The 16,833-nt window shown below is 36.8% G+C and carries 17 protein-coding genes, 3 tRNA genes and 1 pseudogene; 17 read left to right on the plus strand and 4 right to left on the minus strand.

The genetic code is table 11. From position 1 onward, the window contains the following. Position 1: 1 nt before the first annotated feature. From ACHRVX_RS14010 to ACHRVX_RS14080, 15 genes and pseudogenes are all read left to right on the plus strand, one after another. Positions 2-319, plus strand: coding sequence for a DUF4133 domain-containing protein (locus ACHRVX_RS14010; protein ID WP_395333211.1), 318 nt, complete (start codon positions 2-4; stop codon positions 317-319). Between the two features lie 40 nt (positions 320-359). Then, on the plus strand, positions 360-2,831 hold the full coding sequence (locus tag ACHRVX_RS14015; protein WP_395333213.1) for a TraG family conjugative transposon ATPase: 2,472 nt from the start codon (positions 360-362) through the stop codon (positions 2,829-2,831). Positions 2,832-2,856: 25 nt separating this feature from the next. Next, the gene (locus ACHRVX_RS14020; protein WP_395333216.1) at positions 2,857-3,543 is read left to right on the plus strand and encodes a conjugal transfer protein TraI; all 687 of its coding nucleotides are present in this window, start codon (positions 2,857-2,859) and stop codon (positions 3,541-3,543) included. 15 nt (positions 3,544-3,558) lie between these two features. Beyond that, a complete protein-coding gene (locus ACHRVX_RS14025) occupies positions 3,559-4,188 on the plus strand; it encodes a hypothetical protein (protein ID WP_395333218.1) in 630 nt (209 codons plus the stop codon). Further along, positions 4,185-4,820: a TerB family tellurite resistance protein gene (locus ACHRVX_RS14030; RefSeq protein ID WP_395333220.1), complete on the plus strand. Its 636-nt coding sequence runs from the start codon at positions 4,185-4,187 to the stop codon at positions 4,818-4,820. The genes ACHRVX_RS14025 and ACHRVX_RS14030 overlap by 4 nt, the downstream gene beginning before the upstream one ends. A 12-nt stretch (positions 4,821-4,832) precedes the next feature. Then, entirely contained in the window at positions 4,833-6,029 is a 1,197-nt protein-coding gene (traJ, locus tag ACHRVX_RS14035; protein WP_395333222.1) for a conjugative transposon protein TraJ, read from the plus strand. A 29-nt stretch (positions 6,030-6,058) separates the two neighbouring features. Continuing rightward, on the plus strand, positions 6,059-6,667 hold the full coding sequence (gene traK / locus ACHRVX_RS14040; protein WP_395333224.1) for a conjugative transposon protein TraK: 609 nt from the start codon (positions 6,059-6,061) through the stop codon (positions 6,665-6,667). A gap of 13 nt (positions 6,668-6,680) precedes the next feature. After that, the gene (locus tag ACHRVX_RS14045; protein WP_395333226.1) at positions 6,681-7,166 is read left to right on the plus strand and encodes a hypothetical protein; all 486 of its coding nucleotides are present in this window, start codon (positions 6,681-6,683) and stop codon (positions 7,164-7,166) included. Between the two features lie 4 nt (positions 7,167-7,170). After that, a complete protein-coding gene (gene traM / locus ACHRVX_RS14050; protein ID WP_395333228.1) occupies positions 7,171-8,454 on the plus strand; it encodes a conjugative transposon protein TraM in 1,284 nt (427 codons plus the stop codon). Between the two features lie 19 nt (positions 8,455-8,473). Then, the gene (gene traN, locus ACHRVX_RS14055; protein WP_395333231.1) at positions 8,474-9,319 is read left to right on the plus strand and encodes a conjugative transposon protein TraN; all 846 of its coding nucleotides are present in this window, start codon (positions 8,474-8,476) and stop codon (positions 9,317-9,319) included. A gap of 29 nt (positions 9,320-9,348) precedes the next feature. Further along, positions 9,349-10,146 (plus strand): hypothetical protein, encoded by a 798-nt coding sequence (locus ACHRVX_RS14060; protein ID WP_395333234.1) that lies wholly within the window; start codon positions 9,349-9,351, stop codon positions 10,144-10,146. A 3-nt stretch (positions 10,147-10,149) separates the two neighbouring features. After that, positions 10,150-11,208, plus strand: coding sequence for a hypothetical protein (locus ACHRVX_RS14065; RefSeq protein WP_395333236.1), 1,059 nt, complete (start codon positions 10,150-10,152; stop codon positions 11,206-11,208). A gap of 11 nt (positions 11,209-11,219) precedes the next feature. Then, entirely contained in the window at positions 11,220-11,504 is a 285-nt protein-coding gene (locus ACHRVX_RS14070) for a hypothetical protein (protein ID WP_395333238.1), read from the plus strand. Positions 11,505-11,578: 74 nt separating this feature from the next. Further along, the gene (locus tag ACHRVX_RS14075; protein WP_395333240.1) at positions 11,579-11,782 is read left to right on the plus strand and encodes a hypothetical protein; all 204 of its coding nucleotides are present in this window, start codon (positions 11,579-11,581) and stop codon (positions 11,780-11,782) included. Between the two features lie 17 nt (positions 11,783-11,799). After that, a pseudogene (locus tag ACHRVX_RS14080) lies at positions 11,800-12,582 on the plus strand (recombinase family protein); the annotation flags it as partial. A 730-nt stretch (positions 12,583-13,312) separates the two neighbouring features. Here ACHRVX_RS14080 and ACHRVX_RS14085 read toward each other — a convergent pair. The 3 genes from ACHRVX_RS14085 to ACHRVX_RS14095 all read right to left on the minus strand — a co-directional run bounded on the left by ACHRVX_RS14085 (position 13,313) and on the right by ACHRVX_RS14095 (position 13,594). After that, positions 13,313-13,386: transfer RNA gene (locus ACHRVX_RS14085), tRNA-Arg, on the minus strand. A 32-nt stretch (positions 13,387-13,418) separates the two neighbouring features. Then, positions 13,419-13,493, minus strand: a tRNA-Pro gene (locus ACHRVX_RS14090). A 17-nt stretch (positions 13,494-13,510) separates the two neighbouring features. Next, positions 13,511-13,594: transfer RNA gene (locus ACHRVX_RS14095), tRNA-Ser, on the minus strand. A 239-nt stretch (positions 13,595-13,833) separates the two neighbouring features. Between ACHRVX_RS14095 and ACHRVX_RS14100 the strand changes: the two genes are divergently transcribed. Together ACHRVX_RS14100 and ACHRVX_RS14105 are read left to right on the plus strand one after the other, a co-directional pair. Next, a complete protein-coding gene (locus tag ACHRVX_RS14100) occupies positions 13,834-15,012 on the plus strand; it encodes an acetyl-CoA C-acyltransferase (protein WP_395333242.1) in 1,179 nt (392 codons plus the stop codon). A 67-nt stretch (positions 15,013-15,079) separates the two neighbouring features. Continuing rightward, positions 15,080-15,841, plus strand: coding sequence for an NlpC/P60 family protein (locus ACHRVX_RS14105; RefSeq protein ID WP_395333244.1), 762 nt, complete (start codon positions 15,080-15,082; stop codon positions 15,839-15,841). 134 nt (positions 15,842-15,975) lie between these two features. On the opposite strand, the gene ACHRVX_RS14110 is transcribed toward ACHRVX_RS14105, so the two are convergent. Then, positions 15,976-16,821: an AraC family transcriptional regulator gene (locus ACHRVX_RS14110; protein WP_395333246.1), complete on the minus strand. Its 846-nt coding sequence runs from the start codon at positions 16,819-16,821 to the stop codon at positions 15,976-15,978. Positions 16,822-16,833: the final 12 nt, after the last annotated feature.

The following is a 16,833-nucleotide window of genomic DNA, read 5'->3' on the forward strand; positions in this document are numbered from 1 at the left end:
CATGTCAAACAGTGTGTATCAAATCAACAAAGGAATTAATCAAAGCATAGAGTTTAAGGGTTTAAAAGCACAATATATCTGGTATTTGGGCGGTGGCGTAATTGTCCTTATGATACTGTTTGCCATTATGTACATAGCCGGATTACCCTCTTTAATCTGTATCGGAATTATTGGTGTTTCAGGAATATTATGGGTTTTGAAAATATATAAAATGAGCCATCAATACGGTGAATATGGAATGATGAAAGCTTTAGCGAAACGACAGATTCCAAAAGCTGTGAAATCGCAAAGCAGAAAAATTTTTATGATGACCAAATAGAATTTGCTCAGCATTACCTGAGCGGTAAAAAAAGAGGATGATGGAAAAGATGATAGATGATATTTTACCAATTATAGCTGTAGAGCACGATTGCATCCTGTCCAAACAGGGAGATGTGACAGTAGTGTTTAGAGCAGAACTGCCCGAGATATTTACCTTGTCAGATCAGGAATACGAAGCATTTCATCAGGCGTGGCTTAAAGCAATAAAGTTATTGCCGAAATTTAGTGTATTCCATAAACAGGACTGGTTTATAGACAGCAAGTTTCAGCCCGATTTCACAAGCGAAGATTCGAGTTTTCTTACCCGAAGCAGTGAACGGTTTTTTAATGAACGTCCCTTTCTGGATCATTCTTGTTACATTTTTTTAACCAAAAAACCGGCAGGAAGAAAGACATCCAGTTCCCTGTTTTCAAATTTACTTAGGAGTTCAATAGTTCCGGAAGAAACATTAAAAGCACAGCTGCGTCAGGAATTTATTGACAGTACCGGACAATTCAGACGTATACTGGAAGACAGTGGTTTTGTGAAACTGACCCGTCTTGGAAACGATGAGCTCAGAAGTCACAGTAGAAAGATCGGTATCATTGAACAATATTGTTTTTTGTCTGAAAAACAAAACTCATTTGTTTTTAAGGACATTGCTTTTGATGATGGTTTGCAGGTTGGTGACAAGCATTGCCAGATTTATACGTTGGGGGATGCCGCTGATCTGCCTGCCTTATGTGGTTCGAGAATTAATTATGACCGCTATTCCACAGATAAGACCAAATTCAGTATCGGATTTGCTTCGACTCTGGGGCAATTACTTTCCTGTAACCACATTTATAATCAATATATTTTCATAGAGGATTTCCAGAAAACGCTGCAAAAACTTGAAAGTAAAAGACTGCGACTGCAATCCTTATCAGCCTATAGCAGGGAGAACCTGATTGCACGTGATGCCACTAATGATTTTCTTAACGAAGCTATCAGTCAGCAGAGACTGCCTGTCAAAGCCCATTTTAATGTACTGATATGGACGGATAATAAAGAAGAACTCAAAGACCTGAAGAACAAAGTTTCATCTGCTTTGGCTCAGATGGATGCAGCTGCTAAACAAGAGACAGTAGGCGCTGCACAAATATTTTGGGCAGGAATTCCCGGAAATTCCGCAGATTTCCCAATGAATGACACTTTCGATACATTCACGGAACAAGCGACATGCTTCCTGAATCTGGAAACAGGTTATCGTTCTTCCCTTAGTCCAACTGGAATTCGATTAGGAGACCGTTTGACTGGAAAGCCAGTTCATGTAGACATTAGTGATGAGCCTGTTAAGATTGGAATTTGTACCAATCGGAACAAATTCATACTGGGGCCTTCGGGAAGTGGTAAATCATTTTTTACCAACCACATGGTTAGAAGTTACTATGAACAAGGAACTCATGTTGTACTTGTTGATGTTGGACACAGCTACAAAGGATTGTGTGATATGGTAAAGGGCTACTATTTTACCTATGATGAAAAGAACCCGATCCGGTTTAATCCGTTTTATATCAGCGAAGGTGATTCGCTTGACACCGAGAAAAAAGAAAGTATTAAAACACTCTTATTGGCACTCTGGAAAAAAGACAATGAAACTTTCAATCGAAGTGAATATGTAGCACTGTCCAATGCACTGCAATTGTACTATGAAAAGCTAGACAGCAATTCCGATTTATTTCCATGTTTTGACAGTTTTTATGAATTTCTGAAAAATGAGTTTGTCTCCATATTGGAAGGTGACAAGGTAAAGGAAAAGGATTTTGATGTCAATAATTTCCTTTATGTGCTTCGTCCTTACTACAAGGGAGGTGAATTTGATTACCTGCTCAATGCTACCGAGAATCTGGATCTGTTAAAAGAACGCTTTATTGTGTTTGAACTCGATAATATCAAAGACCATCCGATACTCTTTCCAGTGGTGACCATCATCATTATGGAAGTCTTTATAAGTAAAATGCGCAAGCTTAAAGGAGTACGCAAAATGATCCTGATTGAAGAAGCCTGGAAAGCTATTGCTAAGGAAGGAATGGCAGAATATATTCGGTATTTATTCAAGACTGTTCGTAAATTCTTTGGGGAAGCCATTGTAGTGACTCAAGAAGTAGAAGATATTATTTCTTCTCCGGTCGTTAAACAAGCTATTATCAATAACAGTGACTGCAAGATATTATTAGACCAAAGCAAGTATCAAAATAAGTTCGAACAGATTCAGGAACTGCTTGGTCTTACCGAAAAAGAAAAGGCACTCGTGCTCTCTGTAAACAAAGCCAATGATCCTGATAAGAAATACAAAGAAGTATTTATATCCCTTGGAGGCATGCAGTCTAAAGTATACCGTACCGAGGTGTCTCTTGAGGAATATTACGCCTACACAACCGAAGAAACTGAAAAAGTAAAAGTACAGGCGTATGCTAAGAAATTTGATGGAGACATCAGAAAAGGCATTGCAGCACTTGCAATTGATTTGCGCGCACAAATATCTTGAAAATGGAATTTAAACTATAATACTTATGAAAGCAAAAAAGAAAATCATGATTTGCCTGTTGTGCTTTTTACTGATCAGCACACCGGCAAGACCGGCAACGGTCGCAGCAATACCGATTTTAGAAATTGTAAAAGCGGTAGCCAAAAAGGTAATTAAGGCTATTGACCTAAGGATCCAAAAACTGCAGAACAAAACGATCTGGCTTCAGAATGCGCAGAAAAAAATAGAAAATGTACTCTCCAAACTAAAGCTGGATGAGATTTCCGATTGGACCCAGAAACAAAAAGAACTCTACAAGAATTACTATGAGGAACTGGCAAAAGTCAAATCCATTATTACCTATTACCAGCGTATCAAAGATATCAGTGCAAAGCAGGTTCGTCTGGTAGATGAATACGAAAGAGCCTGGAACCTGTTTCAAAAAGATACTCATTTTAATACCAGTGAACTCGATTATATGCAAAGTGTATATTCTGGAATATTAAATGAAAGCCTGAAAAACATCGATCAGATTTTCCTTGTATTGGATTCTTTTACCACACAGATGAGTGATGCCAAAAGACTGGATATTATAAATGCTGCTGCAGATCAGATTGATGCTAATTATGATGACCTGACGCTCTTCAACAGACAGAATATACTACTGAGCCTTCAAAGAGCCAAAACAGAGCATGATGTCAAATCCGTTAAACAATTTTACGGAATTCCGTAAACAAGTAATAAAATCATGAAAAAGATATTTTTAGTAGTGCTTTTTACTGCACTGACCACAGGGAATCTTCATGCACAGGCAAAACAGCAAAGGATGCTTTTAGAGCAAATAGCAGCCCTGCAAGTCTATATCGGATATGCTCAAAAAGGCTATTCGGCAGTCAAAAAAGGACTCAATACCATAGGAGATTTCAAACGTGGAGAATTTAATCTTCATACCGATTATCTGAATTCTCTTAAGACAGTCAATCCCAAAATAAAAAAGTATGCCAGGGTAACAGAAATTATAGGGCTCCAGACAAAAATCATGAAAAGCTACAAAAGCTTATATCAGCAAATCCGGCAGGATGATTTGTTTCATGGAGATGAAGTCGATTATATCAGAAGGGTCTTTGAAAGGTTAATCAAAAATTGTGATACCAATCTGGATGAGCTTCTAACAATCGTTACGGACGGAAATTTAGAAATGAAAGATGATGAACGAATGAAACGCATTGATCTGATTTACCAGAATATGCTTGATAACTATGCTTTCTCTGAGAGCTTTAGCAATCAAGCTAAAGTTATGGCTGTATCAAAAGCAGCCGAATTAAAAGAAGCAAAAAACAGCCGTGTCCTGAACGGCATAAATACTGATTTGCCATGAAAAAATTACTGATTATAGGGATTGTGATTACCACATTGCTATTTCCATTCACGATAACAGCCCAAAAACAAGAAATCCAGCAATTGATTTTGAACATAGAGAAGTTAGCGCAGTTCAAACAGATTTTAAAGGATATGAAAAAGGGCTATGAAATACTAAGTGGAGGCTATAATACGGTAAAAGATTTATCTGAAGGAAATTTCAGTCTTCATGAAACATTTCTTGATGCGCTGATGCAGGTTAGCCCCACAGTTAAGAATTACAGACGTATTGGTGACATTGTGAATTATCAGGTGCTCTTGGTAAAAGAATACAAGTCCGCTTTTAGCCGCTTTAGGGATAGTAAAAATTTTAATCCAGAAGAAATTGCCTATTTCGAAAGGGTGTACGATAATCTGTTTAAACAAAGTCTTAGAAATCTTGATGAACTGACCTCGGTGATTACTGCTAATAAAATGCGAATGTCAGATGATGAAAGGCTGGCCTCTATTGACAAAATATATGCAGATATGCAGGACAAACTTTTGTTTTTGAGAAGCTTCAACAATAATACTGCTGTACTGGCTTTACAGCGTGCAAAAGAGCGTAATGATATTCAAGCAATGCGTAATATTTATAAGTTAAATAACTAAATATCCACTGTTATGATAAAGATAAATAAGCAGATAATACTTGTTCTTCTTGCAATGATATTGCCATTTACGACCCAGGCACAAGGAATTGCAGACGACATGAACGGACTGCATAGTGTACTGGAACAATTGTATGATGAAATGATGCCTTTATGCAGTAACCTGATTGGCGTTGGACAGGGACTTGCTGGTTTTGCAGCTATGTGGTATATATCCTCAAGAGTTTGGAGACATATTGCCAGTGCTGAACCGATAGACTTCTATCCTCTCTTTCGTCCTTTTGTTATTGGATTTTGCATTATGATTTTTCCCTCTGTTCTCTATATGATTAATGGTGTCATGAAACCTACCGTTACAGCAACTGCAGCAATGGTGGAAGGATCGAACAAAGCGATTGAAAGACTGCTTAAAGAAAAAGAAGAAGCACTCAAAGAAACAGATCCCTGGAAAATGTATGTGGGTTCGACAGGAAGCGGCGATCAGGATAAATGGTATAGATATACCCATGATGATGCAGATCCTAGTGGGCAGGGAATGCTGGATGGTATTGGAAATGATATCAAATTTGCCATGAGCAAAGCTTCTTATAATTTTCGAAATTCAGTAAAAGAGTGGATGAGCGAAGTACTGCGTGTATTATTTGAAGCTGCTTCCCTGTGCATCGATACGCTGCGGACTTTTCAATTGGTGGTGCTTTCTATTTTAGGTCCAATCGTTTTTGGCATTTCGGTCTTCGATGGTTTTCAACACACCCTTACTGTGTGGCTGGCACGTTACATAAATATCTATCTGTGGCTTCCTGTGGCTAACATATTTGGAAGCATCATCGGAAAAATTCAGGAGAATATGCTGAAAATTGATATTGCGCAAGCAGGAGAATATGGAGATACTTTCTTTAGCAGGACTGATGTTGCCTATTTGGTATTTATGATTATTGGGATTATAGGCTATTTCACTGTCCCTTCTGTTGCCAATTACATTGTTCATGCCGGTGGTAGCGGTGCACTGGGACAAAAAGTAACCAGTATGTTTAGTAATTCTACAACTTCCCTTGTCAATACTACATCTCAGGGCACTACAATGGTAGCAGATGCTATGGGAAATGCTGCCGGACGTATGTATCAAAGCATGTCAGATTCTGGAAATTCTGCGCCTTACTTCAAGGACAAGGATAATTATATGGCTGACAAATTAAAAGGTAAATCTTAACCCTAAATTCAAATCTTATGTTTAGCAAAATGAAAAATATTGACACTGCCTTTCGGCATGTTCGCGGTTTTACCATGCTTGTTATTATGGGAAGTATTTTAATTAGCTGCTTTTCACTTTATAAGAGTTTCTCATTGGTGTCTCAAATGCAGAATAAGGTTTATATACTGGCAAACGGAAAAGCGCTGGAAGCCTATGCTTCGGACCGAAAAGATAATATTCCTGTAGAGGCCAGAGATCATGTAAAAACGTTCCACAAACTGTTTTTCACACTTGACCCGGATGATAAAGTCATTAAAAGCAATGTAACAAAGGCTCTTTATCTGGCGGATGACAGTGCCAAAAGGGTCTATGATGATTTAAAGGAAAATGGTTACTACTCCGGCATTATATCAGGGAATGTCAGCCAGACGATACAGATTGACAGTGTGACTATTGATCTTAACAATTATCCATATGGATTCCGATGTTATGCTACTCAAAATATCATTCGTACCACGAGCATTGCCCATCGAAGCCTGATAACGGAAGGCAACCTTCGTAACGTATCAAGAAGTGACAACAATCCGCATGGCTTTTTAATCGAGCGATGGAATACTATTGAGAATCGGGACATAAGTACCGAAAATCGAAAATAATAAACTACTAATTATGAAAGTCACTTTTAAAAGAAATAACAATGCTATTACAGGTGCTAAAAATAGTATCTGGGAGAAATTTGAGCAGGCCAATCTTCGATTGCAACATAAGTGTGCACAATGGCTAGAGCGTAAAACAGCTCATTTTTCAAGACTCAATTGGATAGTGGTTCTATTCACTTTTATATTGTTTACAGGAGGTTGCAGTATTTACCTAATTGTGAATAGCTTTTCAAATAATAAATCTAGAAATATAACAATAGCCCCGATTATCAAACCAACCAATGATATACCCTTAAAAGAAAAGCCTCTTGAACTCAATGCGATTATTAGTAAAACAGAATTTGAAAAAATCACAAGTTTTAGGAAATATATGGATAGTCTGGGGCGAAGTCCCACAGGCAAAAAAACGCATGACAGTATTGTGTTAAACCGTCCGGGACTTTTGGATAGCTTAACAATTGTAGAAAATTATTATTACTCACATCTTAAAAAATAATACCATGGAACAAAAAGCAAAATCACTAAAAGTACTAAAGCAGCGTAAGATGCTCTTGGTACTGCCAATATTGGCTCTGCCTTTTATAACTGCCATTTTTTGGGCATTGGGCGGTGGAAAAATGGATGCTGCCAATTCAGCAGCACCACAGCAAAAAGGTTTTAACCTAAAACTTCCCAATGCGAACCTGAAAGAAGGACTTCTACTGGATAAAATGAATTACTACGATATGGCAGCGCTTGATTCAGCAAAGCTTAATGAACTTATCAAAAAAGACCCCAACTATTTGAGTCAGTCCTTTCAGATTGATTCCACTGAAGACAGCAGTGCTGTAACTCATAGAAAAGAAAGACATGGTTTAAATAAATCCGTTTATCGTGATCCGAATGAAGAAAAAGTGCATCAAAAATTGGAAACATTGCAAAAAGCAATCAATTCTCCGGTATCAGTTGCGGTACAAAACCCAGATTATGATAAATATACAAAATCAAGTAAAATCTCAATGCAGTCCAATGATGTAGACAGGCTGGAACAAATGATGCAATCCATGAGTGATGGGCAGGAAAGTCAGGATCCTGAACTGCAGCAACTCGGAGGAATGCTGGAGAGTATTTTGGATATCCAACATCCGGGCAGAGTACAAGAAAAATTAAAAAAAGCTTCCGAGGCTCAGCGTGGACAAATATTTACTATTTCAACCAAGGAGCATGAAGATCCTGTTTCTTCTTTACAAAACAAAACATTGAACAGTTCTGAGTACAAACAGAATGGTTTTTACTCTTTAGACGAATTTCAAAATGATGATTTAATGCAGAATGCTATAGAAGCCATTATTCATGAAACTCAGACTATTGTAAATGGCTCCACAGTTAAGTTCCGACTCATGAAAGACATCTTCATAAATGGTATTAAAATTCAAAAAGACAATTTTTTGTTTGGAGTTGCTTCCTTAAAAGGAGAACGATTAACTATCAATATTACTAGTATCAGATACAACAACTCCATATTCCCAGTAGACTTGTCGGTTTATGATATGGATGGACTTGCTGGTATATATATTCCGGGAGCCATTAATCGTGATGTTGCCAAAGCCTCGGCTGATCGCTCCATGCAAACTTTAGGAGTTGCATCTCTTGACGATTCCTGGGGAGCTCAGGCAGCGGGAGCAGGAATTGAAGCGGCTAAAAGTCTGCTAAGCAAAAAAGTAAAACTGGTTAAAGTAGTTGTAAAAGCAGGTTATAAGGTACTGCTGCATGATGAAAAACAGAAACAAAAAAATTCCAATTAAAAACTAAAAAATGATAGAGATGAAAAATTTTAAACTATTGGTGATGGGGCATTTATTATTTATGACCATCGGTGTATTGGCACAGCAAACAAGTAAAAACCGTTTATTCCAAACAGAATCAGACTCCTTAATGATAGCCTATTCAAAAACGACCAATATTGTATTTCCTTTTGCCATAAAAAGTGTCGACAAGGGAAGTACCGATATATTGGTACAAAAAGCAAAAGGTCTTGAAAATATCCTTCAGGTTAAGGCAGCCCAAAAGGGATTTATTCAGACCAATCTTACGGTGGTGACTGCAGATGGAAAATTCTACTCTTTCGTACTGGACTATAATGAAGAATTTCCACAGCTGAATCTTACCCTTAATAAAACTAAGCCTGATGGACAGGAAATTTATTTTTCAGATGAAATTATTAATGATCAGGATATTGAGGAATATTCAAAGTTAGCGCTATACGACAAAAAAAAGCTGCGAGGTCAAAAGGAAAGTAAATACGATATTGATTTTAGGCTCAACGGAATTTTTATTCGTGACGAGGTTATGTATTACAGGATAAAGATAACCAACAATTCTAAAATCAATTATGAGATCGATCAGCTTCGTTTTTTTATTCGCGACACTAAAAAAATTAAACGTACTGCTTCACAGGAAATTGAAATTACGCCCATTTATATCCTGAATGATATTGATAAAATTGAAGCTGAAGCAGAAAACATATTTGTATTTGCGCTGCCAAAATTTACAATTCCGGAAAAAAAATATTTAGCCATACAACTCATGGAGAAAAATGGCGGTAGACATTTAGAAGAACATATCAAGAATACAAAACTGGTACAGGTTACTGTACTTCCAAAATTATAAACTATTTAATAATTAAAAAAAATGAAATCATGAACGAGAAAAATTTTGAATACTTAAGAGATCAGATTAAGTATACTGGATTCGGTGAAGCACTGGAATCTCAATTAAAAGAAAAAATGCAGAAGGAAGAGCCTAATTTTACTTTGACGCATAATGCTCAATACGGTAATGATACCGCTACAGCGACGTTAAATTTTAAAAAATCCGATCAAAGCGACATTTACTTTTTTAATTCTTATAAAGTAGAATTGCAAAAAGAAAATTCTAAAGAAGCCCTGGAACAAACCTTTTACATCAATAAAGGCAGCAACATAACAATGAAGGAAGCTTACAATCTTATGGAAGGCAGATCGGTAAATAAAGATCTCACCAGTAAAGAGGGGGAAGTTTATAATTCTTGGGTTCAAATGGACTTCAAACAATCCGAATCTAATGGAAACTTTAAACTAAACCATTACCATCAAAATTACGGTTATGATTTAGAAGCAGCACTGTCCAAACATCCGATTAAAGAACTGGAAACCCCAAAATACAAAGAAGACTTGATAAATTCTTTGAAAAAAGGAAATCTGCAGAGCGCTACTTTTTTAAAAGAAGGTAATGAGATCAAGCAGTATATTGAAGCCAGCCCGCAATTCAAAACAATTAATATCTATGATAATAATATGAAAAGGATTGACAATCGTAAAGCCCAGGAAGAAAAACAATCCGAAAGCCAGCACACTTCAGAAAAGCAGAGCAGCAAAAAACAAAACCAAACTGCCGATGATGATGGACCTGAAATACAAAAGGAAGCTAAGAGAAAAAGGAAAAGCCAATCCATGTAATCGATGAACGAACAACTTCCCGTTAACAGAGTGGAAATGGAATTAAAACAGTGGCACTCCAGGGAAGAGCGCTTTAGTAAGCTGTTTAATTTCAGCCTTTCCAATAATAGGTCACTACTTAAGGAAAAACTGCATCATTACGAGCGTATTGGGACAAAGTTTAAGGGAACAAAAAATTTGGAAGAACGTTTTGCATTACAGATACTCAAGCAGGAAAAAAACAATATTCTAAAACAGCTTTATCCTAATTTATTAGTACGACTTGTCCGTAAACTGATAATTGCACCACTCATAGACCAAATTGCTGTTCGAAAAGATGCAAAAGAGGAAGAAAAAAATAACCAATCGCTGTATGATCAGATGCAGCGTATTGGTTTTAGAGATTTGTCAAATCAAATTGATCAGCAAATCAAAGAAGGTCATGAGCAGTTCACTATTCCTGTGTCCTATTACATTAACGAAAAAGAACGACTGGATCACGAGTTGTCTTTTGTAAAAGACCAGAGTGGACAGTATCAATTTGAAGCATATAAAACCACTTTGCAAAATGAATCAAAGCCTGATGAAGAGAGAAGCCAATATTTTAAAGTACAACAAGGAAATTCTATTGATACAACACAGGCATATAATTTATTAGCTGGACGTTCCATTCAGAAGGAAAAATCCTGGATCCAACTGGATCTTAATGATAAAGACGCAAGTGGCAATCACCGCATCAAAGAATTTCGTTCCGGGTATGGTTATGATCTTGAAAAAGCCTTACAGCAACTTCCTTTAAAGGAATTATCAAATAAAACTCAAGCCGATAAATTAAAGGATGAGTTAAAACAAGGAAATCGTCTGCCTGTAACCTTGATTAAAAATGGAAAAGAACATCGGTTTTATATTGAAGCCAACCCTCAGTTTAAATCGGTAAATATTTATGATGAGCATTCCAGAAAAATAACAATTGCAACGGCTTTAGGCAATAAAACAATGGAAACTGTAAAACAAATACAAAAGACTAATGAAAGCGAACAGCAAAACCATTCAAAACGGAATGGTATGAGAATAAGTTTATAAACCCGAAAAGAATGGAAACACTACAGCCCTTATCCGATTTCTTTAAAGCAATAGAGAAAGATTACCGTATTAGTATCACACACATAGGCATTTATGCAGCTTTATTGCAATTTAGAGCTGATAAAGGCTTTATTAATCCAGTAAAGGCCTATAGACATGAAATTATGAAAATTGCTAAAATAACTGGTCCGGTGACGTATCATAAGTGCATACGCGAACTAAATGAATATGGGTATATAACTTATTCCCCTAAACGAAATAGAAACCAAAGAAGCATAATCTATTTTCCAATATAAATTAGCAAACAGCAAATTTAAAATTAGTAAAGCCCGTTTTTCGGGCTTTTGCATTCAATATAAGAAGATGAAAGATGAGAAATGAAAATATTGATAGAATAACAGCTCAGGAAGCTATGGAATTATTGCAAAAAGATGGTGTAAATGTCGATATTGAGCAGGCAAAAATAATCACGGATTTTCTTTACGAAATGGCTGAAATAGTGGTCAATACCTATTTATCTCAGCAAAAAAATGTAAATTTACCTACAGTTAAAAAATCTCTTAATGAAGTTTAGAAATCAATTTTATTATCATGAAAGTTGCAGATTTATATATCAGAGTAAGTACAGAAGAGCAGGCAGATAAAGGATATTCACAACGTGATCAGGAGGAACGTCTGCGCAAGTATTGTGAATTAAATTCACTTAATGTGCGTAAAGTTATAATAGAAGATCATTCCGCTAAAACATTTAACCGTCCAGCCTGGAAAAAACTATTATCTGAACTTCGGGCGCGCAGGGGACATTCTGACCTGATTCTTTTTACAAAATGGGACAGATTCAGCAGAAATGCCGGAGATTCCTACCAAATGATCAGTACACTACGTACTTTAGGAGTAGAACCACAGGCCGTTGAGCAGCCATTAGACCTTTCAATTCCTGAAAATAAAATGATGCTTGCGTTTTATCTTGCAGCACCGGAGGTAGAGAACGACCGTCGCGCATTAAATGTATTCAATGGAATGCGGAGAGCGAAAAAAGAAGGTCGTGTAATGGGTCGACCACCTCTAGGTTACATCAATAGAATTACTGAAACAGGAAAAAAATATATAGCCTTTAAAGAAGATCAGGCCGTTATTATGCGCTGGGTATTTGAAGAAATTGCTAAAGGACAAATCCACACAGAGCAAATATGGAAAGCAGCAAAGAAAAAAGGTCTTAATTCAACACGAAGCTGCTTCTGGGTTGCACTGAGAAATCCTATTTACTTCGGTAAAGTATTCGTTGCAAAATATAAAGATGAAGATTGTCATTTAGTACAGGGACAACATGAGCCGCTTATAACTGAAGCAATGTTTTATGATGTACAGGATGTACTCGATGGCCGAAAAAAAATAAAAAGAACGACATTAACAGTAGATCCTGCAATCCCCTTGAGAGGCTATTTATTGTGTCCTAAATGCGGAAAAGTGCTAACAGGAAGTGCTTCAAAAGGGCGTTACAAGTATTACTATTACTATCATTGTACAAAGGGATGTATATTTAGAGAAAAAGCACCTATAGTAAATAATAAAATTGTAGAGGAGATTAGAAAATATGTCAGACCATTACCCTTTCTCGAACTGTACAAGCAAACAATTACTTCTGTATACAACAGTAAAACCAAATATAATAGAAGCGATACTGATGTTTTGAAAAAGAAACTGGAAGAAACAAATCAAAGATTGACACGTGCGAGAAACTTATTAATAGCCGGTGATTTAGATGCTGAAGATTATAAAAAAATAAAAATTGAAACAGCAGATAATATAAATCGTCTAGAAGCACAACTCACAAGTCAAAACAACAACATTCCAAACGTTGATCCTCTTTTAAATAAAGCGCTGAGCAACATTTCACAGCTAGATAAACTTTATGAAGAAGCATCTACAGAAGGGAAAAGAAAGATAATTGGTTCGATATTTCCTGAAAAACTCACTTTTGAAAATAACGAAGTTCGAACCACTAAAATTAACGAAGCCCTCCGACTTATGTTATTGTTTTACAAGGAGTTATACGCTAAAAAAAAAGGACAAAATCAGCAAAAAACTGATTTGTCCTTTTATGTGAACGCAGAAGGATTCGAACCTTCGACCGCCTGCTTAGAAGGCAGGTGCTCTATCCAACTGAGCTATGCGTCCATTTGTTTTAAAACTTTATGGTAAAGTTTCTGTCGGGGTGGCAGGATTCGAACCTGCGGCCTCCTGCTCCCAAAGCAGGCGCGATAACCGGGCTACGCTACACCCCGAAGGCAAAATTATTAAGCGGAGAGACAGGGACTCGAACCCTGGCGACGATTGCTCGTCGACAGATTAGCAATCTGCTCCATTACCGCTCTGGCACCTCTCCAAGCTCAAGGAACGTGTCCTGTTTTGCGGTGGCAAAGGTATGACAACATTCCATATCTCACAACTATTTCTGCGCTTTTTTTTATCTTTTTTCAATCTTTTTTTTAAACCGCTTCACAATCAAACATATAGAATTAACAAAAAATTGATATTAAATTTAAAATCCAATCGAATTGCCCCAAAATTTGAATTTATTCAAATAAAGAGTAAATTTGCTTGATTAACTAATATTAACAGAAAATGAACAAAAGAGTTGTTATCGTTTCTGCCGTTAGAACACCTATCGGAAGTTTCATGGGAGGTTTATCTACCGTACCCGCACCAAAATTAGGTGCTGCCGCTATAAAGGGCGCACTTCAAAAAATTAACCTGGACCCAAAATTAGTTGATGAAGTATTTATGGGTAATGTAGTACAAGCCGGAGTTGGACAAGCACCAGCACGTCAGGCAGCACTTTTCGCAGGTTTATCTGATCAAGTAGTTGCTACAACCGTAAATAAAGTTTGTGCTTCAGGAATGAAAGCCGTAATGTTTGCTGCGCAGGCGATCGCTTGTGGCGATGCCGAAATTGTTGTGGCCGGAGGAATGGAAAACATGAGTTTGATTCCGCATTACGTACAAATGCGTAACGGAACTAAATTTGGTCCTGCAACAATGCTTGACGGAATGCAAAAAGATGGCTTGACAGATGCTTACGATAACAACGCAATGGGAGTTTGCGCTGACTTATGTGCATCTGAATATAACATCAGCCGTGAAGAACAGGATAATTTTGCGATTCAGTCTTATGAAAGAAGTGCAAAAGCCTGGGATGCCGGAAAATTCGACAATGAAATTGTTCCTGTTGAAGTTCCGCAAAGACGCGGTGAACCAATCATTGTTTCAAAAGATGAGGAATACACAAACGTAAAACTGGATAAAATTCCTTCATTAGCTGCCGTTTTCACAAAAGACGGAACCGTTACTGCTGCAAACGCCTCGACAATCAATGACGGAGCTGCAGCTTTGGTTTTAATGTCTGAAGAAAAAGCAATCGAATTAGGATTAAAACCCCTTGCCTACATAAAAAGTTATGCTGATGCTGCTCAGGAGCCAAAATGGTTCACGACAAGCCCGTCAAAAGCATTACCAAAAGCTTTAGACAAAGCAGGAATTGCTATTGGCGATGTTGATTATTTCGAATTCAACGAAGCATTTGCGGTTGTTGGATTAGCCAATTCAAAAATCCTTGGTCTTGATAACGATAAAGTAAACGTAAATGGCGGAGCAGTTTCATTAGGTCATCCACTAGGATGTTCGGGAGCAAGAATCATCGTAACTTTGCTCAATGTTTTAGAACAAAACAATGCAAAAACCGGAGCTGCTGCAATTTGCAACGGTGGCGGTGGAGCATCAGCAATAGTTATCGAAAGAGCTTAAATAATATTACATCAGGAGTTATTTCACTGTAAATAACTCCTGATTTTCAACTTATAAAGTACCCTAAATGTTCGGAATTTGCAATCTAGCCATAGTACCCGTTCGATCTGAGCCAAGTGACAGAAGTGAAATCGTTACGCAACTTTTGTTTGGCGAACACATCGAGATTTTAGAACGCCAAAATCAATGGGCCCGAATAAAAATTCAGTTTGATGATTATGAAGGCTGGGTAGATTCTAAACAATATCAGGTTATTTCAGAAGCAAATTTCAATCAATTAAGCAAAGAAGCCATTATTCTAAATGCTGACTTAATTGATTATATCACTTCATCAAATAATTTACTATTGCCAATTCCGCTTGGTGCGTCATTATCTTTTTTAAATAATAACGAAATCAATACTTCAAACTTCGATTTTGAAGGCACAAAAACCAGCGGTATCAAACCTAAAAGCGCCTTAATAAATACCGCTTTTATGTATTTAAATGCTCCCTATCTTTGGGGCGGAAAAACACCTTTTGGAATCGATTGTTCCGGTTTTACGCAAATGGTATACAAACTCAACGGATACAAAATTCACCGTGATGCTTCACAGCAAGCGCTTGAAGGCGAAGCTTTAAGCTTCATTGAAGAAAGTGAAGTTGGAGATTTAGCCTTTTTTGATAATGACGAAGGAAACATCACACATGTTGGTATCATAATGGAAAATAATTACATCATTCATGCCAGTGGAAAAGTCCGTATTGACCGCTTAGATCACTTAGGAATTTACAATCCGGAAATAAACAAACACACGCATAAATTACGCGTAATTAAGAAAATTATTTAATTTTTTTTAGCCACAGATTAAAGGATTAAAAATGTTTTTTTAAACCATTGAATAAATGGCAAAAAAAAAAAAAAAAAAATCCGCGACAATCCGTGTTTTCGCTTGAGAATCCGCGTCATCCGCGTGCCAATTCATCACGCACTAACACGAATCACTTTCCGAAACTCCGAAGGACTATTCCCTCGCTGTTTCTTAAAGAATTTATTAAAGTGACTTTCATCCGTAAAGCCAAATTCATACGCAATTTCGTTAATACGTTTATCACTGAATTGCAAACGATGTTCTATCAGTTTCGTTTTATAATTACTAATATATTGCTGCATCGTTTCATTAGCATGTTTCTTGAAATAACGCCCTAAGTACGTATTCGAAATCCCAAAATACTCACTCAGCGATTCCGCTTTAATTCTTTCAGGATAATAAATATTGTTTTGAATGTATTGCAGAATATCCATTGCTTTAGCCTCACAGCCAATATTGACCTGCTCCGGCAAATATTTCGCAATATTTCTTGCTACAATAATGATTAGCGTATTGACCAATTGCTGAATCAATTCTTTATTATAAACATCCTTATCCTGACGTTCTCTAATAATGGCTTCAACCATTACTTTTACCAGACATTTATCTGCATGATTCTTTAAAATGCAACCCGGCTGATGATTTGCATTTTGTAGAATATATTCTAAACGCTGAATATTCTCATTTTGTAAACTTGAATTTTTCAAATAAATATCATTAAACCTCAAAAAGAAAAACTTCGTCTCTGTTTCAATTGTAAAGTTATGACAATCCTCCGGCGTCAGTAAAAACATATGTCCGGCATCATACTCAAAAACATTTTTGTTGATGCACTGTCTTCCCGTTCCGTCTAAAATATAAACCAGTTCAAAGAAATTATGACGATCCCCAACATCCGGATATTCATCCAGAGTTTCAAAGGAAACAGTAAACGGCTCGTATAAATTTTCTTTTTTCATAATAGTCTTTAT

Origin of the sequence: Flavobacterium sp. FlaQc-47 (assembly GCF_044006475.1) — a bacterium.
Lineage (GTDB): Bacteria > Bacteroidota > Bacteroidia > Flavobacteriales > Flavobacteriaceae > Flavobacterium.